The 20050-nt window shown below is 65.9% G+C and carries 10 protein-coding genes and 1 pseudogene; 5 read left to right on the forward strand and 6 right to left on the reverse strand.

The annotated features are described in order from the left end of the window. Window positions 1–88: 88 nt before the first annotated feature. The 3 genes from AB0I21_RS36625 to AB0I21_RS36635 form a co-directional block, all read right to left on the reverse strand. Window positions 89–1972 (reverse strand): UvrD-helicase domain-containing protein, encoded by a 1884-nt coding sequence (locus AB0I21_RS36625; protein ID WP_360568153.1) that lies wholly within the window; start codon window positions 1970–1972, stop codon window positions 89–91. Further along, on the reverse strand, window positions 1969–4164 hold the full coding sequence (locus AB0I21_RS36630) for an ATP-dependent endonuclease (RefSeq protein ID WP_360568155.1): 2196 nt from the start codon (window positions 4162–4164) through the stop codon (window positions 1969–1971). Before AB0I21_RS36630 ends, AB0I21_RS36625 begins: the two co-directional genes overlap by 4 nt. A 606-nt stretch (window positions 4165–4770) precedes the next feature. Next, window positions 4771–6939: a DEAD/DEAH box helicase gene (locus AB0I21_RS36635; protein ID WP_360568156.1), complete on the reverse strand. Its 2169-nt coding sequence runs from the start codon at window positions 6937–6939 to the stop codon at window positions 4771–4773. 252 nt (window positions 6940–7191) lie between these two features. Here AB0I21_RS36635 and AB0I21_RS36640 point away from each other — a divergent pair, with 252 nt between their 5' ends. Further along, on the forward strand, window positions 7192–8631 hold the full coding sequence (locus tag AB0I21_RS36640; protein ID WP_360568158.1) for a hypothetical protein: 1440 nt from the start codon (window positions 7192–7194) through the stop codon (window positions 8629–8631). 788 nt (window positions 8632–9419) lie between these two features. Here AB0I21_RS36640 and AB0I21_RS36645 read toward each other — a convergent pair. After that, window positions 9420–10535 (reverse strand): site-specific integrase, encoded by a 1116-nt coding sequence (locus AB0I21_RS36645; RefSeq protein ID WP_360568159.1) that lies wholly within the window; start codon window positions 10533–10535, stop codon window positions 9420–9422. Window positions 10536–10882: 347 nt separating this feature from the next. On the opposite strand from AB0I21_RS36645, the gene AB0I21_RS36650 reads away from it, so the two are divergent. The 3 genes from AB0I21_RS36650 (at window position 10883) to AB0I21_RS36660 (ending at window position 15288) form a co-directional block, all read left to right on the forward strand. After that, the gene (locus AB0I21_RS36650) at window positions 10883–11254 is read left to right on the forward strand and encodes a hypothetical protein (RefSeq protein WP_360568161.1); all 372 of its coding nucleotides are present in this window, start codon (window positions 10883–10885) and stop codon (window positions 11252–11254) included. Window positions 11255–11339: 85 nt separating this feature from the next. Beyond that, complete coding sequence (locus AB0I21_RS36655; RefSeq protein WP_360568162.1) at window positions 11340–12773, forward strand: IS1380 family transposase; 1434 nt, start codon at window positions 11340–11342, stop codon at window positions 12771–12773. Window positions 12774–12948: 175 nt separating this feature from the next. Continuing rightward, a complete protein-coding gene (locus tag AB0I21_RS36660; protein ID WP_360568163.1) occupies window positions 12949–15288 on the forward strand; it encodes a TIGR02391 family protein in 2340 nt (779 codons plus the stop codon). 71 nt (window positions 15289–15359) lie between these two features. Here AB0I21_RS36660 and AB0I21_RS36665 read toward each other — a convergent pair. Together AB0I21_RS36665 and AB0I21_RS36670 are read right to left on the reverse strand one after the other, a co-directional pair. After that, window positions 15360–16018 (reverse strand): annotated as a pseudogene (locus AB0I21_RS36665) (IS5 family transposase); the annotation flags it as partial. Window positions 16019–16071: 53 nt separating this feature from the next. Continuing rightward, a complete protein-coding gene (locus AB0I21_RS36670; RefSeq protein ID WP_360568164.1) occupies window positions 16072–17802 on the reverse strand; it encodes an ISL3 family transposase in 1731 nt (576 codons plus the stop codon). An 826-nt stretch (window positions 17803–18628) separates the two neighbouring features. Here AB0I21_RS36670 and ltrA point away from each other — a divergent pair. After that, window positions 18629–19993, forward strand: a complete 1365-nt coding sequence (ltrA, locus tag AB0I21_RS36675; protein WP_360568165.1) for a group II intron reverse transcriptase/maturase — start codon at window positions 18629–18631, stop codon at window positions 19991–19993. The last annotated feature ends 57 nt before the right edge of the window (window positions 19994–20050 follow it).

Below are 20050 nucleotides of genomic sequence, written 5' to 3' on the forward strand. Positions count from 1 at the left end.
GTCCCACCGACTGGTCCGTTCATACAGGCATTCCCGCGGGCCGCCAAAGTTCGACCGAACTGCAGACGGCCAGGCGTGCGCTGCCGCTTTAGGTCGTGGGAGTGGACTCAGCGAGGTCGTTGAGGACCTCGGTAAGTGTCAGTGGCTGGTCGGTCAGTTGGTTGACCTTGATGGCTAGGGTTGCTGCCTCGACGTTGGTGGCGTAGATGACGACGGCGAGTTCCTCTCGGGCACGTGAGACGCACACGTACAGCAGGCGCCGGGTTCGGTCGACCGCGTTGTCTTTGCCGTTTGCGGTGTTCTCGCGGTCCGTGGCGGACAGGTCGGTGATTCCAAGCAGCTTGTCGTAGGAGAAGCTCGGGAACGGCCCTTCCGAGTCGTCGATGAGCACGACGACGCGGGAGAATTCGGCGCCTTTGGTGGCGTGCTGCGTCGAGTAGGGTGACTGGCTGCTGACGTAGCGGAGGTAGCCGTCGAACTCGCGGACGTCACATGCCATGAACGCGTCGAGGACTTCTCGCGTCTTGTCACTGATGACCTGGTCGCGGTGTGGCCCTTCCGGGTCGAGGTAGCAGGCCAGTTGCGGGACCGGGTCGATCAGCCCGGTGCTGTGGGCCGTTTTGAGGGCATGGCCAACCGAGTCAGGGCCAGCGGCTGCGACGATGGTGCGCAGCGCGGCGATCGCCTCGCGGGCGGCTGCAAGCCGGACGCGTACGCCGCTTTGTCCGGTGAGGTCGCGGAGCAGGATGCTGTGTTTACGCAGGATCCGCAGTGCAGCGTCGTCGGTGCCGGTGTTGCACAGCGGCAGGATGACGTTGACGAACGGTGTGATGGGCCAGGCTGTGCCGTCGACAAATGCCGCGGCCAAAGCCGGCGGCTTCTTCGGGTGGAACGCTGTGTGCAGGCCCATGAAACCGAGCCGGCGCGCCGCGAGTTTGTGCATCGGCACAAGGATTTTCGCGCCGCCGGGCTCGTCGCTGAGCCAGTCGGTGTTCGATGTGCGCAGAGCGAGCCACCGGCGGACGGCGTTCATGCTGTCGACACGGTCTGCGGTCCCGGGAAGCACGAAGAAGTAGGCGTGTCCGTCCGGGATCTGCTCGGCTGGGCGGCCGTGCAGTTGCTGGTCGCCGTCGGCCGCGGCGCGGACGCGGTTGACGACTTCGAGGACGCGCCGGGACGAGCGAAAGTTCTCCGGTTTGGTGATAAGGGTCCAGTCGGGCTCGGCCGGTATCCGGCCGACACCTGCGGGGTAGATCTGCTGCATGGGGTCGCCGAAGAAGCCGAGGCAGAAGTCGCTGGTCACCGTTCGGTAAACGTGGATGAGCCCCGCGACAACAGCTGCTTCGGTGTCCTGACTCTCGTCGATGAAGATGAACGGGAAGCGCGCGGCGACAATCTTGGCCAGTAACGGTCGCTCGGTGAGCAGCTGCGGGACCATTTTCAGGATGTCGGCGTGACCGACCTGCCCTCGGCCGTAGTCGGGGCCGACGCCGTAGGTGAACGTGCGGATGGTTTCCAGCGCGGTGAGTTGTCGTTCGTACCGCGCCCGATCACTGTTCAGCGTGTCATGTTTGGCCGCCGTCCTAGTTTTCGCGAGGTCGTCGTCGATTTCCGCAAGCTTGGCGGCGATACGCGCCTCAACCCAAGTGCCGATGTCGTGCTGGAACGGTGCGATCAAGCCCCACAGAAAGCTGTGGATCGTGGATACGTGGACCAGCGGGTCGTCTTGGACATCGCTATGGATCTCGGCGGCAGCCACCTCGGTGTAGGTGATACACGCGATCTGCTGGGTGCGCGCACGCAGCCGCACCCGGCGGTCGGCCGCTACATGCGCCAGCGCCTTGACCAGCGAGGTGGTCTTCCCGGAACCCGCCCCGGCGGTGACGACGAAGCCCGTTTTGCCGGGCTTTGCGAGCACTTCGCGGATCCGCCGGTCAGCGTCCGTGTCCGCGGCGCCTGCTCGGCCGGTCACTCGGCAACCTCGGGGTCGAGCACCGGCAACGCGACGACGTCAGACGCATCGACGACAACCCGGTCGCGTAGCCACCGTAGGCCGTCGATGATGTACTGCGGTCCGACCCATTCATCGAGGTTCTTGGTGATGAGTGCGAGCGCGAAGTCCGTTTTGTCGAAGGCTCTGACCCGGTTGTGGATCTTCTTGTGGAGGTCGTCGAGCGTCATACTCGCCGCTTTCGCAACACGGAGGCGGAGGTCTGTCTGTGCGGGCTCCTGACACCAGGCAAGGTTCTGCAGGGCGAACGACTCTTCGAAGGTCCGGCCGGCGCGGTCTTCTGTGGCGCCGCCCCACGTCACCGTCTGACGGGTCTCGTACGCGATGCGAATGTGTCCACGGCCGCCGTTGGTAGTGGGCGGGCATTTCTTGTCGTCGTCGAGATCGAGCAGTTCGTCGATGCTTCGGAGGGCCGGGATCCAGGTGGCCAGCGTCTCGTTGCTCGTGACGGCCCCCGCGACGGTGGTCATACACGCCGTCCGTCCGTCGGCCTCTTCGCCTGGGTCCTGATCGCTAGTTCCTGAGCCTGCCCCGTGGACGCTGTCGATGTCGGTGATGAGCAGCGTTGGAAGTCCGAGGAAGTCCAGCAGTTCGCGGAACTTGTGGGTGAAGGCACCGCCGACCTCGAGGATGGTGAGATGGCTTGACTGCAGCTCAGGTGCTGACTGCTGGATGATCAGTGGCAGTACCAGCCGTTCGACGTTGCCCTCGACCAGGATCGCCGCATCGGCGAAGAACAGGTCGCAATGGGTCAGCCGGAGGTACTGCCGCAGGAAGTGCCGGGTCGCGTCGCTTGTCGTGCCTTGGAACGTCATCAGGTCCTTGACGTCGGTGTGGTGCAGGTTGCCGTCCACTCCGGTCCGCTTGAAGTACCGGATCGGTTCGAACGACTTCTCGTAGATGATGTGCGCAGAATGCGTCGTCACCACCATCTGCGTGGTGAACGCCGGATCCACTGCCGGCAGGATCTCGCGGATCTTCCGGATGAAGACCTGCTGCAACTGAGCGTGCAGATGCGCCTCAGGCTCCTCGATGAACACCAGGTGGATCGGCGGCCGCTCACCCTCGGCGTCAATCCATCGGTGATGGAAGTCCAGCACCTCGACCACCATGAAGATCAGGTTCTTGAAGCCCAGGCCGTTGTACTGGTCGGGCAATGTCCGCTCCGGCGTCCCTGCAGGGCCGTCACCTGCAGCCGGCAGCGCGTAATGCACCCGGGCTCCGCTGCTGAGGATCGTGTGCGGGTTCAACGCGGCCTTCACCACCAGACGTGGGTGAACGAAGCCGGGATAGCCAAGATCGGCGAGCTTGTCCAGCGTCGGCTCGAACGCCTTCTCGTAGTGCGTGTTGAGGCGGCTTTCGGAGTCGGCGATGGCGGCGGCCGCCTTGAGATCATGTTCATGCTGCTCGAGATGCCGAGCGTAGAAGCCGCTGAGCTTCCGTGACAGGTTCTCGGAACGGCCCCGGCTTTCCCCGTCAACGAGGTGACGCTGAGCGTCCAGAAAGTCGACGCAGATGAGCGCGTCCAGCTTCGCGCCAAGCCCGCTCTCGTTGCCGCCGAAGACGTCAGGCACGTAGCCGTTGAGAGGCTCACCGTGTTCGTCACAGCGGGAGGCGTCGAGGACCGCGTATGTGATTTGGTATTCGCGCTGCAGTTCGCGGGTCAGATACTCCGTCAGGGCCTGCGGCCACGGCGCGTAGACCGAGCCATCGGGGGGATCCGTAGCCAGCGCCCGGTCGTGGCACTCCACAAAGTTTTCGATGAGAGACTTGGCGTTCTTGGGCTGGTATGAAAGCCGGACACCGACCAGTCCCGACTCCCAGTCCAGGTCCGGGAGGAAGTCGACAACGCGATGCAGGTTCACTTCGTCGCCGGTCAAGTCCAGCCAGATGTCAAGCTCGATCCGGGGGAGTCGCACATCCGGATCGTCGACGGACGGGTCGAACGCATCGAACTCGGCCCAGCAATCAGCGGTGAAGTCGTAGAGCTGGAATCGGCCCTTCTCCGACCCCAGGAACAGCCGGAACACTTGTGCAGCGGAAGTCTTCCCGCTGTTGTTCGCGCCAACGAACACCGTCGTGTCAGCGTCAAGATCGATAACAACGTTACGCAACCGCCGGAAGTTCCTCACGCGGAACGATTTGACGCGCACGCACACCTACCCACACAGGAAGCCGATCAACCGCACCATAGACGTCTTCGCATCCCTCGTCAGTTGAGGAGCAAATAGCGCATCACGGACACCGTTGACATCGGAGCAGGTAAAGCAACCAAAGCATCGACGTCATCCAGTCAATGTTAGATAGGTTCGACCGGAACGGATGGTACTGCGCAGCCCATCGGCTGACCTCTTCCGGGCATCGGGGGCACTGATCAGTGCACCCGCATCAGGGACGTCACTGCTCCCGCAGCCGCAGGCCTGTCGTCCTCGAGACCGTGCTGCGCTCTCTCGGGGGCATATTTATGCACATGACTAAGCCATGGCTACACGGCCGACAAGCAACCCCATGTACTCCGGTTTTGGACGATGGTGTCAGCGCAACGGCCGGCGTTGCGGAGGTAGTCGGCGACGTCGAGCCGGAGCCCGGCCCGGGAGGTCGGCGTGGCATGGTGGACGGTGAGGCCGAGCAGCCCGGAGACCATCTGGATGGCGCAGCCGCCACCGGCGACGGTCAGCGGCAGGCGGCAAGAGCCGTCAGCTGCGAGCGACGCCAGGCCCGTACGCCGCAGCGCCACCGGTGACCGAACAGTTCGGGCGCTACGGCAGGAGCCGCGCCCGCTCCTCGCTGATGATGCGTGCCTCGTCCGCGGTCGACACCTCCACCGTGTAGGAGGAGTCGACGGCGGCCGTGTCGGTGTGTTTCGCCTCGGACTCGTGGGCGTACGCGTGGAACAGGCTTCGTTTGGTTGCGAGCAGTTGCAGGATGCGTTCGTCGACCGAGTCCTTGGCGAGGAGGCGATGGACCCGGACCATCCTCGGCTGCCCCATGCGGTAGCTGCGCATGATGGCCTGGTCTTCGGTGCTCGGCTTGAGCTGCGGCTCGGTGATCACGACGACTGATGCGGCCTGCAGGTTGAGGCCGACGCCGGCGGCTTCGATCTGACCGAGGAGCACCGCGTGCCCGGAGTGCTCTCGGAATCTGTCGACGATGCGCTGCCGCTGGCTCGTCGGGGTGCTGCCGGTGAGGTGGAAGCGCACCGAGCTGGTGAGGGTGGCGTCGACCCGGTCGAGGACGCCGCGGAAGTAGGAGAACACGACGACCTTCCAGCCGTTGGCCGCGGACTCGTCGACGATCTCTTTGATTCGTTCGAGCTTGGTGGTGGGTTCGTCGGTGCCGATCAGGTACGCGGCCCGCCGCATGTCCATGAATTGGCGGTGGCGGACCGCGTCGAGGTACCGCTGCCGTTCGGCCGTGTCGAGCTCGACCCAGTCGTCGACGTCCAGTCGTTCCGGCAGCTCTTTGAGGACGTCTTCCTGCGTACGGCGCAGGTAGACCTCGGCTACCTTCATCCGGAAGGTTCGTGCGCTCAGCACCTGGTTGCCCGGCAGGAGCCGACCGGCGAGGCGCTCGTCGACGTACCGGACGAGGCTGTGAAACTCCTCGACCCGGTTCTCCATCGGCGTTCCGGTCATGAGCAAGACCCGCGACGCGTTGCCGGCGTGGGCTGCCACCGCCTGCGAGCGCAGCGTGGACCGGTTCTTCACCAGGTGAGCCTCGTCGACGACCAGCAGATCGAGCCGGACGCCCGCGGGAAACGTCAGCGACCGCAACGTCTGCAGCGTCGTGATGACCACGCCGCCAGCGACCGTCCATTCGGCGACAGCGTCCTGCCTGCCGCCGCCGTGTGCCTTGTACACCTTGAGCGCGCTGTGCTCCTCGATCTCCTGAATCCAGTTGTAGAGCACGCTGGCCGGGCAGACGACGAGGAAGTGCCTTTGAGCGTTGGCGTAGAGGTGGGCCATGACGGCGATCGCCTCGATGGTCTTGCCCAAGCCCATCTCGTCGCCGAGGATGACCCGCTTGCGGTCGATGGTGTACTGGGCGCCGAACACCTGATAGGTGCGCAGGCGCACCCGCAGGTAGGTAGTGTCGAGCTTGACCTTCCGCGCCTCGTCCTCGATCTGGCGGGGCACGAAACCGGTCGTGGTATCGGCTTCGTCGACCGGCTGGCCGCGGACCTCAGCAAGGAGCGTCTGGTACATCGCAGCGGCACCGACGTAGTCCGCCCACAACGTCGCCGGCGTGGTGCGGTCAGCCTTGGCAACGGCGTTGGTGATGTCTCGAATTGCTGCCCGGACGATGACCGCGTCGACGGTCCCCAACAGGTTCTGGAGCTCGACGAGCGCCTGCTGAGCCCTGCGACGGCTGGCCGGCCACGCGAAGATCCGGTGCAAACGGAGACCGGCCGGAGACGCGGCCGCCAGCGCGCGGTCCAGGTTGGCGGCGAGGACGTCCGCGCGGTCGGCGGTCGCGGCATGCACACGGATGACGGTGGCGAGGGTGTGCAGGAGGCGGAGCAGGTCGACGTGGCTGTCCGGCGCCTGGTCGGCGTCGAAGCGGACGACGGTCTCGTGGTCGACCGACGTGGCGGCCGCCTGAGCCGCAGCGTGGATCGCCGTGGCGGTCGCCTCGCCGATGTCAGGTATCTGCTGCAGCGATCCAGGCGACGTTCCGAGGACGTCCAGAACGCTGCGGTACCCGTACTGCGGCAGTCTGCCGATATTGCGGATCGCTTTGCCGGAGGCGGATCGCAGCGAGTCGGCCCGCACCGCCGCGAGCTGCTCGGCGACGAGCTGGGTGCGAAGACGGTCGTGGGCGGCACGGACATCGCGTTTGAGGAAGTCGACGGAGTTGCGGAGGACGTCCGCGTTATCGGCAAGAGCGTCGGCATCTCCGAGCAGCTGTCGCGCGGCAAGGACCGGCATCGGGTCAGTCATAGGACTCCGAAGTCGAGGTCCGCGGCAGACTCGTTCGGGCAGTCAGCCCGCCTCTGCCCGATCTCGCGGACCGCCATCCACGCCCCCCAATGCTTTGCGTAGCGGCGAGCCTACCCAGCGAAGTCCCACCAAGGAAGGGTCACGACACTACTCATTCATTCAGCTCACGGATTGGATTGATGCAAGTACTGAATGTTATATCGATGTACGCTACTTCCATTCGCCGTGGATGGAGGTGCCATGGACATCGGACCGGCCCTGCGCAGTCTGGCGACGCCAGCAAGGCTGCCGGTCAGATCGTCCGAGACCGACGCCGCACGCGTGCAGCTGCTGGCCAAGAAGGCCGCTGTCGACACACCGGGCATCCCCTACCTCAAGGAGCCCGTACCGGTCTCTGTCCCCGGCGAGTTGCAGACCAGCCCGGCCGCCGTGCTTCGCGAACTCGGCGTGGCGACCACGCTCCTCACCCGATCGCAGTTCGTGACGGTGTCGCAGCACTGGGCGCACGTCCGGTACTGCGCCACACTCCGAGCCGGGCGCAGCAGGCTCCTTGCCCTAACCCCTGCTGCCGCCCGCGACGTCGTGCACCACCACAAGGTCGCCCAGTCCGAGCAGCTCGGCATCGGACTGGCCTTGATCGTGGCTCAGGCCGCATTGCAGCGGCGACACCCCGGCTGGGTCTTCCGAGCCGTGGACGCCGACGTCGCCCTGCGGCACGGCTACATCGACGACGTCGTCGGCGAGGTCCGCAACGAGCCCGGCACCAAGAAACGACCGGACTACTTCCTCGTCGGACACCGCAGCGACGGCAACCAGACCGACGTCCGCATCGCGGTCCTCGAGTGCAAGGGCACCCACGGCGGGATGCGGGAAATCTACAAGCAGCTGGCCGACGCGTGCCTCCAGGTCCGGACCGTCACCATCGGCAAACACCCGCTGTACGGGCTGATGGTCGCCTCACGCCTAGCCCACACCGGCGTGCACTCCTACATCCTTGACCCACCCGGTGACGACGAACTCTGGTCCGGCCCCAGCCAGGAGTTCGACGAGCTCATCAACGAGGCACCGGACGAGTTCAGCTGGCGCATCGGGGAACACGAGCCCGACGCCTCCCAGGGCGCCCCCGCACCAGCCACCGGTACAAACCCTCCCCCAGCGGCGCCCACCGGACCAACCGAGCCAGCCGCACCGTACGTCATCCCGGAGGACCGACGCTCCTGGCTGGCGCAGGTCCTCAACCGCACCGCCGCCGCGTCGGTACTGCTCTTCGCCGGCGACAGCTCGACGGCCGCCCACTACACGACAACCCGGCAACGCGGCCACAGCGCGGGCATGCTGCCCATCGAGGAATCCTGGCCGGACAGCATCAGCGCACAGCTGAGGATTCCGTACGGACCCGTCCTGAACGGCACGTCGTTCCTCATGCCGTTGAGCGGCGGCAGAACGCTCGTAATGTTCCGGGGCATCGAACGCCGCGTTCATCAGGATCTTCAGGAGGGCAACCTCCGGCGCTACATCCGCGACGCCGGTCGACTACACCGCTGGTGGCAGGCCCACCGGCAACGGTCCCGCGAGCTGCTCTCCGTCGGCACTGACGGAACCGCCCTGCTCGTCCGAGTCGTCAACGAACGCGTCCGTCCAACAGCACCAAGCCTCAACCGCACAACCAACCGTCGGTAACCGGGTCGGTGCCTGGCTGCCGCTCCACTCGATTGAGCAGCGCCGCGACCTCGATGACCGGGTCTCGCAGCCGCAACCAACCGCTCACGGTTCGATTACGCATGACAAGACGACCGGCACGCCTCAACGTATGACGCCGTGGCAGGACAACGTGCACGCGTTCGCACGGCCGACCATGACCCAAGGCCGACGACCTTGCAGGGCTCAGCGCGACGAACCCTTCGCTCAGCCGCGCTCACGGCTGCACGCTCGCCGACCGCAAGAGATCACCGTACGGGTGTTCGTGTCAGAGATGTGTCGTGATCATCCACAGTGGACTTCTTGGTTGAGGGAGATCAAACCGCCCTGGTCAAGGTGTCGATCACGTGGTGCCACGACAGCCAACATTGGCATATTGCCTGCTCAATCGCAGTGCATGTCGATCGACGGCAGGCCATCACGGACCCCTTGACTCCGTCCGGCGTAACGGCAAGGAGGTCATCAAGCACCTTGCGCAGCCACCTACGGCGCAAACCGTACGGTCGTACGGGTAAAAACGCGTGTCGGACCCCTTGACTACACATCGGTCAGGTCAAATAGAAAAGGCCAGCTGAGCTGGCCTTTGTCACCCGGTCGGGACGGCGGGATTCGAACCCACGACCCCTTGACCCCCAGGTCGTTGAAGGCCCCAGCGACGTGCTCAAGCACGTTCTCCCAGGTCACCGAAAGCATAAACTGGCCGAGTAAAGGGGTCCACGAATCACCTCGCCGCCGAAGCCCGGCCGCTGTCCGGAGCCGGCGTTTGTCGTTCATGCCGCGCTCAGCGCCTCGGCGGTCGGAGTGAAGTCCGGCGCGATGAGTCCTGCAAGGTCGTCGGCGCTCTGCCGTCGGCGGCCGGCGTTGACACGGGAGTAGTAGCGCATCAACGTCGCTGGATCATGACCGAGTCGCTCAGCTACCTCGGCAATGCCGTACCCAAGGTCCAGCAGATTCGAGGCGACCAGGTGCCGGACCTGGTGCGGGCCGAGCGGGCGGACCCCTGCAGCGACCGCGAGCTGGTTGAACCGGTCTGTGACGTTGTCCGGCCGCAGCGGCTGACCGTGCCGGCCGGTGAACATGTACCCGGACACGACCGCCTTCCTCCCCCGCGGCCTCGCACCGGTCACGACGGTAAGCGTCGCCGGATCGAGCACCAGACTGCGGGTGCCGTTGTGCGACTTCGGCGGCTTCACCCGCACCCGACTCGACGGCTCCTCAACCACCAGCTGCCGGCGAACCGCCAACGTCGCAACATCCGGCTCTAGATCACACCAGCGCAGACCACACAGCTCACCGCGACGCAAACCGGTCGTCAGCAGCAATCGCCACATCGAAAACAACCGATCGGCAGCAACATGCTCATGGAAGGCCCGGACCTCGTCCACGGTCCACACCGGACGCCGGTCGTCAGACTCCCGCGGCTTGCACGCGCCGAGAGTCCGACTAGTCTGCTCCCCGAATGCCTTACCGAGCACCAGATGCAACGTCCGCAACGTCGTCCGCGAATACCCAGCAGCCTCCAACTGCTCATATGCACGCTCGACCATCCGCCCACTCAACCGCGACGCCCGCACCCGACCCACAAACGGATAGATCAAGTTCAACAGACAGCGGTAGTTGTAGACCGTGTTCGGCTGCAACTGCTGCGCCCGACCCGCCAGCCAGTCCTCACACAACGACTGCACCGAGTCCGACAACCGCAACTTCGGCCGCTGCGCATCACGCTGCCGGCACAACCGCCGATACTCGGCCAGGGCCGCCCGCTCCGTCACGAACCCACCCCGCCGCGCTTGCAACCGCGACCCAGCGCGATCACGACCAAGCTCCACCCGGAAACCAAATAGCCCGGTCGCCGGATCCCGAACGATCACATCAACTTCGGCCATGACAACCTCCGCTGCCGCTCAACGTTTCTGGAATGAACCCTCCACCCCATCCGACCGCGGCCCAGCGACAACCACAACAGCACTCCACACCATCGGACGAACCCCAAAACGAGTGAACCGCCTCTTCGGGTCCTTCGCCCGCGACGCCGTCGAACCCCACGACATCGATGCGGCGATTGAGATGGACTAGGACGACCGTCGGATCACCGATGTGGTCCAGTCACTGAGTTCGGGTCGCAACCCGAAATCACTGATCCGCCGCGCACTGGTCGGCAACAGCGCCGCCTTCTAAGCATCCATGCGAAACCGCGAGCGGCGCAGGCGGCCAGTGGTGAAGAATGCAGACCGTGACAGACAGGCAGGCCGATCGTGGCAGCGTCGTTCTGCAGGTCGTGTACGACCAGCTGCGGCAGCATGGTGTTTGGCCGACGTTCGCGCAGGTCGACCGGGTCCTTGACCGCGTGCACGGCATTTCGGATGCACAGGCCGCACTGGCAGCATTGCCCGCCAAGCTGATGCCTCGTTCCTGGAGCAGGTCATACTTCTCGGACACCGACGAGGTCCGGCTCACCCTGCGCGGCGTGAGCGTCTGCGCCGGCGCCGGCGCCCAAGACGATCTGACGCTCCTGGTCGCGTTCCTGCGTTGGGCGGCTGAGCGAGAACACGTGGAGGATGCCGATCCAGTCGAGGTCACGAGCCTAGCCCGGGTCTTTCAGTAAGCCTGTCCGCGGTTCATGATCGGAAATGAGGAAGGTGCCTGCCATCTGGGATGATCTGGCTTGTCGAAGGCCCTGATCGTCCGCCATGGAAGGCACCTGCCGAGTGAAGGCTACCGGATCGCGTCCGAAGATCATCGTGAGTGGCGACGGGCGTGGCGTGGTCGGCCACGCCGGTGCCCGCCTCTTGGCCGATGTTGCCGAGGCGACCGGCTTGACCGCGGCGTGCGGTGACGCCTTGGCCGGGTTGCGGCAGCGGCGCGGTGTGCATGACCCGGGCCGGGTCGCGGTCGATCTGGCAGTGATGCTCGCCGACGGCGGTGCGACGATCTCGGATCTGGCGGTGCTGCGGGATCAGGCGGCGCTGTTCGGGCCGGTGGCGTCAGACCCGACCGCGTGGCGGCTGCTGTCCGATATGGACAGTGCTGCCCTCGGCCAGCTCCGTGACGCCCGTGCCCAGGCCCGGGAACTGGCGTGGGCACAACGCCTCGAGACCCGCGGCGGGCTACCCGAGGCATCGGCGGCGGGCCGGACGGTCCCTGGTCTGGTCCTGGATCTGGACGCCACGATCGTGTTGTGCCACTCGGAGAAGGAAGCGGCGACCCCGACGTGGAAACGGACATTCGGCTACCATCCGCTGTTCTGCTTCCTGGACAACACCCGTGAGGCGCTGTCCGGGATGCTGCGCGAAGGCCGGGCCGGGTCGAACACCACCGCCGACCACATCACCGTCCTCGACCAGGCACTCGCGCAGATCCCCGACCACCTGCGGCACGGCACGCCGATCCTGATCCGCGCCGACTCCGCCGGCTGCACCCACGGCCTCCTCGCCCACATCCGCGGCATGCGCGAGCACGGCCTGGACACCCGATACTCCGTCGGCGTCGCGATCACCGAACCGATCCGCCAGGCGATCCTGACCGCCAAACAGCACCTGCAATGGGTGCCGGCACTCGACAGCGACGGCGAACCCCGTGACGGCGCACAGGTCTGCGAACTGACCGGTCTCGTCCCCGACGACGGCTACCCGGCCGGGACCCGGTTCATCGTCCGCCGCGAACGGCCGCACCCCGGCGCCCAACTGTCGCTGTTCGACACCATCGAAGGCATGCGCCACCAGGTCACCGCCACCGACACCCCACCCGGCGACCCCACCAGCGGCTCCATCCAGTACCTGGAGGCCCGCCACCGCGCCCACGCCCGCGTCGAAGACCGCATCCGCACCGGCAAGGACACCGGCTTCGGCCGGTTCCCGTCACGGGTCTTCGCCATCAACGCCGCCTGGCTCCAACTCGCCCTCACCGGCATCGACCTCCTGGCATGGACCCAGATGCTGCTCCTGGACGGCGAACTCGCCGCCGCCGAACCCAAGAGACTGCGCTACCGGCTCCTGCACGTCGCCGCCCGCCTCACCCGCACCGCCCGCCGAACCCGACTCCGAATCGCCGAAACCTGGCCCTGGGCAACAGATCTCACCACCGCATTCGGTCGCCTCAACGAGCTACCACGCCCGACCGGCTGACGCCCACACCCGATCGCGTCGACACCGCACGGAGGAAACCGGCCAACGCGCCGGGACCTCGGCACGCCCGCACGACCCACCGACCTACACAAAGATCAACAAGCCGAGTCGGTCACCATGATCGACTGGTCACGAAAGACCGAGGCTAGAGTTCGCCGAAGCCGTTGGTCTGATCTTGATTGATGCCGCGGGTGACGAGGCCGAGGCCACCCAGATTCCCAGCGACGGCGAGACGGATGGCGAACCAACCGGTGATGATGTGCATCCGGAGTTGACCGAAGCGCGAGATCGGGTCGCACGCGTCGGTGTCCTGGCCCACGAGGCTCCATCGTTCTGGAAGACCGCTGGCCGCACGCCGGAGGAGCCCTGGCGGTGGAATTTCACCTTGAACCGCGACGTGCGCCAGTTCCGAGGACTTGTCAACGTCGGTCGACTGTTGGCACTGGACGCCAAGAAATGGCACGAGATCCAGCAGATGCGCAATCGGCTCGTGCACACGCCCGCCACCGGCTGGGAGGAGGAAACGACCGGCACCGGGTCGAACGACGCTGAAACCTCCGACAGCGAGCAGTTGGCGCTCGACCCGCTCGATGTCCTGTTCACGGCGCTGCGGCCGGAGATCGTAGAGGCTGCAGGGCACCAACTGCGGAGCGGCTTGTTCGACGACGCGATCTTCGCCGCTTATCGCCGCGTTGAGCATGATGTTCAGCAGCGCACCGGCCTGAAATCAATTGGCGACAGACTTGTCGATGATGCGTTCAAGACGGCGAGCAACCGAATCACAATCTCGGCACGGGCGCAGGACGCGGACCGACTCGTCGAGATTTTCGGCGGTGCGCTGGGTCTGCACAAGGGAGACCGGTCCCACAAAGACAAGCCTGCCTTGCCGTGCCGGTCACGAGACGAATGCTTCCGGCAGCTAGCTGCTGCTAGCACTCTGCTTGATCTTCTCGACCGCGGCGTCGACCAGGCACCTGCAATGATTGGCTATCAACAACGTGAGGACCGCCTGGAGCTATCAGTCGAACGCGCCGGCCCCGGCGTCACGGTGTGGATGGACGATCAGCCGCTGCAAATTCGAGCACGTACGGCTGTCACACTAACCGTCGACATCGCTGGCGTACCGGCAGGTCTTCACGACCTTTACCTCGTCGACGGGACGAAGCAGGGGCCCGCGGTACCGATCGTCGTGTCTCGGGATCTCGGCAGCGACAACTGGTACCGAGTCGACGAGGTTGCTATCCAGCTATTCCGCGACGACGCCGGAACGCTGCACCCCGACGTCCAAGGCGTTCGTTTGACTGGACTCGAGGACCGGCTGCCTATCAGCCGGATCGTACCGACTGCTGAGCAGTATCAGGTTGGGGACTACGTCCGCTGGGAGTGGGACTCGCGGGTTGTCGGCGAGGTCTGGACCGCCCAGCCGCCGGGAACATCGAAGTACGTACAGCTGTTCGACGCGTCCACCCGGTTTACCGGCAGCGTCATCGGCGCAGGGCAGCAGGAGCGAACTGTGCGGCTGTCCTTCGAACCACCGCTCCTCCACCTTCGGCGGGGCGAGAAAGCACCAGTACGAGTCCTGCGACATGTCAGCAACGGCATCGCCAGTTGGACTGAACCGCTGGACAGTGTGAGCGTTGTGCCAGGTGACGAAAGCATCGTGTACTACAAGGGCGGAGTGCTCACCGCGAAGATCGACGGCACGACCGACCTCCGCCTGCATCACGACGGGCTCTACTGTTCTGCATCCGTGAGCGTCGGTGCTCACCTTCGCGGCTCCACTGCCGAGGTCCTGACCGCACTTCCGCCAATCGGCGGGATCGCGTGCATCGGCGACCAACTCGTGGTCAGCACACGCCAGCGCCTGATCTCCTCAGTCAAGGAAGGCAAGTACGCGACCCTGACGTCGGTGCCAGGACGATCTTCTGACACCGGCCGCACAGACACGATCGCAGCAGCCTCCAACGGCGACTTGGCCGTACGGATGACAGATCACCGCGGTGTCATCGTTCTCGAGGCCGTGCACAACTATCGCCGAAGCAAACTCGTCGAACTGCCGGGATCCCGCGCCATCACCTCAATGACATGGACGGGCACAACTCTTGTCGTGGGCACCGACACAGGCGAGGTCTGGCGGATCGACTCCACCGGAGACCAGACCCACGTCGCGGACCTCACGGGCTTCGCGATCGCCCTCGCAGCAGCTGCCGATACCCTCTATGCAATCGCCGGTCCCTCACCGAGAAGGTTGCTCAAGTTCGACCTTGCAATGCCAGCAGAACCCGAACAACTCACAGAACCGGGCACTCTAGGCGATGTTGCCGATGTGGCTGCTGACGGAGAACTGCTCTACCTGACCGACTTCTCAGCAGGTCGCGTCCTGACATTCCGCGACTCAGAGCTGCGCGGCATCGTCAACGGCCTCGCGAACCCAAGCAGTCTCGCCCTCGCCCCTGACGGCACGCTGTACGTCGCCGAGTTCGGCCGCGGGGCAGTGATTCGCGTGTTCCCTTGATAAGCCCCCTGATGCCCCCCGGCAGCCGTCCAGGGAGCGCACCAGGGGCTATCAAGTTTTTCTTAGAGGTCCTAACAAAGTCGGACAATGTGCCGGTACGTGATCACGCAGGTGGCGAGGCCGAGGAATGCCTCATGGATGTCGTCTCGGCGTTCCCAGCGGATGCGGAGCCGTTTCATGCCGTGGTACCAGGCGATGGTGCGTTCCACCACCCATCGGTAGACGCCGAGGCCTGAGCCGTGGGGTGTGCCTCGTCGGGCGATGCGCGGGCGGATGCCCTTGCGTCGTACGGCCTTGCGGTACTTGTCGTGGTCGTAGGCGCGATCAGCGAACAGCTCGTCGGGCCGCTGGCGTGGCCGGCCGCGTCGGCCGCGTACGGGAGGGACCTTGTCGATCAGGGGTAGCAGTTCGGTGACGTCGTTGCGGTTGCCGCCGGTCAGTGATGCGGCGAGGGGGATGCCGGCGCCCTCGGTCAGGACGTGGTGTTTCGAGCCCGCTCGGGCGCGGTCGACCGGGCTCGGACCGCTTTTGGGCCGCGACGAGCGGCTCGTACGTGGGAGGAGTCGATGACCGCCCGGGACCAGTCCAGCTTCCCCGCGGCATGCAGCTCGGCCAGGAGCAGCTCGTGCAGCTGTTTCCCGACCCCGGCTCGGTTCCACTCTTCAAGCCGCCGCCAGCACGTCATCCCGGACCCGAACCCCAGCTCCTGCGGGAGGAACTCCCACTGGATGATGTGTCGTCGCTCATGAAATTCGGATCTGGCGATGATCTTGTGGTCGGTCGTCAGCCGCTGAGCAGGATCCGGCGGCGCAGAAGGTCGAAACCGGCTCGCCCGTACATGGATCGTTTGATGGTCTTGATTCGGTTAACGGCGCCCTCTACTGGGCCGGAGTTCCAGGGCAGGGTCAGTCCGGCGGTGACAGCATCCAGGTCGCGGCGCAGGCCTTTGACGAGGGAGTGCAGGGCGGGCAGGTTGTCCGCTTGCACTCGGTGCATCCAGTCGAGGAGGCGGTCGCCGCGATGTTTGTTCATCAGTTCGGCGAAGTCACGGACGTGGCCGGCGACGGCGTGGAGTTCGGGGCAACATGCGAGCACGTCACCGAGCTCGGCGTGGTCTCCGGGGGCGAGGCGCTGCGGGTCGGTCATGATCCAGCGGGTGATGCGGCGCGGTTTCGGGACAGCGGGCCGGACCGGTTCGGCGGGCTGCGTTCGCGCGGGTTTGACGGGTGTAGCGGGCGCGGCGGTACGCATGGGGTGGAGCCAGCGGCGGACGGTCTGGACGCTGCCGGTGAACCCCACCGTGGCCAGTTCGGCGTGCAGGGTTTTGGCGTTGGTGACACCCTCAGCGAACCTGGCGGTCAGGTGTTCGGCGTAGCCGTCGAGCACGCTGGCGCGGTTGACGGCTTTGACGAGGAGTTCCTCGACGCTGGACGCTCTGGCGAAGCGGCGCACGGTGGTGCGGTCCAGTTCGAGCCGGCGGCCGATCTCGGACAGTGCGGTGTCCTCGGCCAGCAGCTGCTGGACGGCCGCGTATCGGTCACGGGTCCGAGCGACCAGCGGCCGTTCCCGACCGCACACGTCGAGCGTCCCGCCCGGCACGGCAGGGCCGGCTGCTCCCGGCGGGGCCTGCGGTTGTCCCGGCGAGCCGCCACAGTCGGCTGTTGGTTGCGAGTCTGCGGCTGGTTCGGTGTCGACGACAGGCTGTGGCTCGCTCCCGGGAGCTGGACAGGTTTCCAGCTTGGCGGTCAACGCGGTACGCACGCAGGCGTGATGCAGGGTCACGATCTTGTCGACGGCTTCGCCCACGTTGTGCCAGACATGCCACCTGTCCGCGACCTGGACTGCGTCCGGGGCGCCGCTGCGGGCGCCGCCAGAGTAGGCACCGGCCCGGTCCCGGCAGATGATTTCGGTCCCGGGGTGCTCCCGCAGCCAGGCGGCGAGCGGCTCGGCGTCACGGCCTGCAAGGACATCGACCGGCCGGTGGGTGTCCATGTCAAGCAGTACGGTGCCATAGACATGGCCTCGGCGAATGGCGAAGTCATCGACGCCGAGCACCGTGACCACGGCCGGCTGCGGCAGCGGTGCTGCGCGGAGCAGACCGAGCAGGGTGTCCCGCCCTGCGGGCAAGCCCAGCTTCCGGGCCAGCCGGGCACCGGGCCGGCCGGCCAGAGCGACCGCGATCGCGGTCAACGCCGCGCGCAGCGGCGGGCTATACCGGGAATGCGCGCTCGTCAGACCCGGGACCTGCTCGACGAACGTGACCCGGTCGCACGCACTCGTCCGGCAGGCCAACCGCCGCACCAGCAGCCGGATCACTACCGGCCGCCCGGCGAGGGCCGTGTCCGCCAGCCGCCGACGGTATCTGCCGTGCACCCGCGCCGACTCGATACCACAGCCCGGACAGGCCACCCGCACAGCGCGGGACCGGGCATCGACCACGATCTCACCGCCTACCTGCTGAACCCCGTCGATCGTGACCTCCGCCAGGTGCGGCAGCAGCCGCTCAAGATCCACCGTGATCTACTACCACGGTCCACACTGGACACCCACAACAAGCCGACGATCACCACAAGATCATCGCCAGATCCGAATTACGTGAGCGGCAGACCGCTACAGCTGGGGAATTACGTGAGCGCCGACGTGCGGCACGAGGTCGCACGTATTGAGTGGCTGCAACGAGAGGAGGGCCGGATGTCGATGAGTGTGTCGATATCGGCGGTGTAGCCCGGGCCAGTGCTCAAGGCCTGTCCCCTCCCGGACGTGCGTCGCTGGTAACGGCGGGGTGCGAAGCTCCGGGTTCAAGCCCAAGAGTTCCCGGACTCCGTCCCGGGGACACAGGTGAGGGGAAGACCGGGCGGGCGAACAACCGTGAACCCTCGATGATGTCTCGTCATCACGAGCCCCGGGTGGATGGAGTGATACACCGGGGCGTAGGGACTGCGCCGTGGCAGAGCGGCAGGCGGCGGTCGTGGAGTCGGCAACGGCCGTGGGAGCACCACCGTCCCCGGGATATAGAGGGCGCCCAATCCGGTCGCAGCTCAAGCGTGCGGAACGTGACAACCCCGACGGGGTCCGGGCCAGCGGCCCGGTAGGCCGGCCGTGAGGTCGGCTTCAACTCCCCGGCGGGCGCAGGATGACCCAAGAAGCGAATGCCGGTGCGTCGAAAGGCGACGGGAACACCAGGACAGGCAAGACCCGGCCCCTCCGCCGGGAGTCGTGGAAGAACCGGCCGGATACCGGGCCGAGTGCCCGGGCTTGAAAGAGCGCCCACGTGGGTCGGGTGAGCCTGCGAGGACTCGATGACGTGTCAGCACCCGAACCGAAGGACAAGTTGGACGCCGTGACGATCACGACAGCCACAGACGCAGCGGCTGCGGCCACCGCACGTGTGCTGCCCGGTGCGGTGAACGGACCGGAGGACGAGTTCTTGGACTGGGACCAGGTCGACTGGGGTCAGGCCGAGGAGAACGTACGGCGGCTGCGGCAGCGCATCTTCGCGGCATCGCGGGCAGGGGACCTGAAGAAGGTCCGCAATCTACAGAAGCTCATGCTTCGCTCCCGGTCGAATGCTCTGGTGAGTGTGCGCCGGGTCGCGCAGCAGAACGCCGGACGTAAAACGCCCGGGATCGACGGGCGAACGGCGCTGTCGCCCAGCCTGAAGACGGATCTCGTCGAGCAGGTGCAGCGGCAGCGTACGACCTGGAGGCCCCGGCCGGTCCGGCGTGTGTTCATCCCCAAGGCCAACGGGAAGAAGCGCGGACTCGGTATTCCTGTGATGATGGACAGGGCGCTACAAGCGGTTGCCGTCAACGCATTGGAGCCCGAATGGGAGGCCCGGTTCGAAGCTCGGACCTACGGCTTCCGCCCGGGACGCAGCTGTCAGGACGCCATCGCCTCGATCTTCTGGACGATGCCGAATCCTCGCACCAAGCGCTGCTGGGTGCTGGACGCGGACCTGACCGCGGCGTTCGACCGCGCCGACCACGACAGCATCCTGGACCAACTCGGCACCTTCCCAGCCCGGGACATGGTCGCCGCGTGGCTCAAAGCCGGAGTGGTCGATCAAGGACAGCTCACCCCGACCGACGAGGGCACCCCCCAAGGCGGCGTGATCAGTCCATTGATCTTCAACGTGGCGCTGCACGGGATGGCGACGGCGGCCGGGACACGATGGCGCTGGGACCCGCGACGCGGGTGCGACGCCGCCGTGCCCGGAACCCCTGTCGTGGTCGTGTACGCAGACGATCTCGTCGCCCTGTGCGACAGCCGGGAGGAGACCTTTGCCGTCAAGACCCGGCTCGTCTCCTGGCTTGCGGAACGAGGACTGACCTTCAACGAGGACAAGACACGAGTGGTCCACCTCAGCGAAGGCTTCAACTTCCTCGGCTTCACCGTGCGCCGGTATGGAGACAAGAAGCTGCTGACCACGCCCAGCAAGGACGCCGTCAAAAGGATCAAAGCCCGCCTCGCGGCGGAAGTACGTGCCCTACGCGGAGCCAATGCCGCAGCCGTGCTGCGCGCGATCAACCCGATCGTGCGCGGTTGGGCCGCCTACTACCGCGGCGCAGCGTCCAAGGCGACGTTCACCGCCCTGGACGACTACCTGTGGCGGCTGCTCTACAAATGGGCCTGCTACCGCCACCCGGGCAAACCGAGACGCTGGATCACCCGGGTTCCGCAGATGCATGTCGGTTCTAGGTGGTGAAAGTATGCGTTGAGCTGCGGAAACACGGCTTGGCCGAGTGACGGGGCGTGTCACTAG

The sequence above is a fragment of the Dactylosporangium sp. NPDC050588 genome (assembly GCF_040654975.1).
Taxonomy (GTDB): domain Bacteria; phylum Actinomycetota; class Actinomycetes; order Mycobacteriales; family Micromonosporaceae; genus Dactylosporangium; species Dactylosporangium maewongense.

Coding starts and splice junctions, on each gene's coding strand:
- AB0I21_RS36635 (WP_360568156.1), bottom strand. CDS start 6,939: ATGCCGGTCCTTGCCGCGCGACAGCTGCTCGGAGATGCCGACGCTCTT.
- AB0I21_RS36640 (WP_360568158.1), top strand. CDS start 7,192: ATGGACATCGGACCGGCCCTGCGCAGTCTGGCGACGCCAGCAAGGCTG.
- AB0I21_RS36645 (WP_360568159.1), bottom strand. CDS start 10,535: ATGGCCGAAGTTGATGTGATCGTTCGGGATCCGGCGACCGGGCTATTT.
- AB0I21_RS36655 (WP_360568162.1), top strand. CDS start 11,340: ATGGAAGGCACCTGCCGAGTGAAGGCTACCGGATCGCGTCCGAAGATC.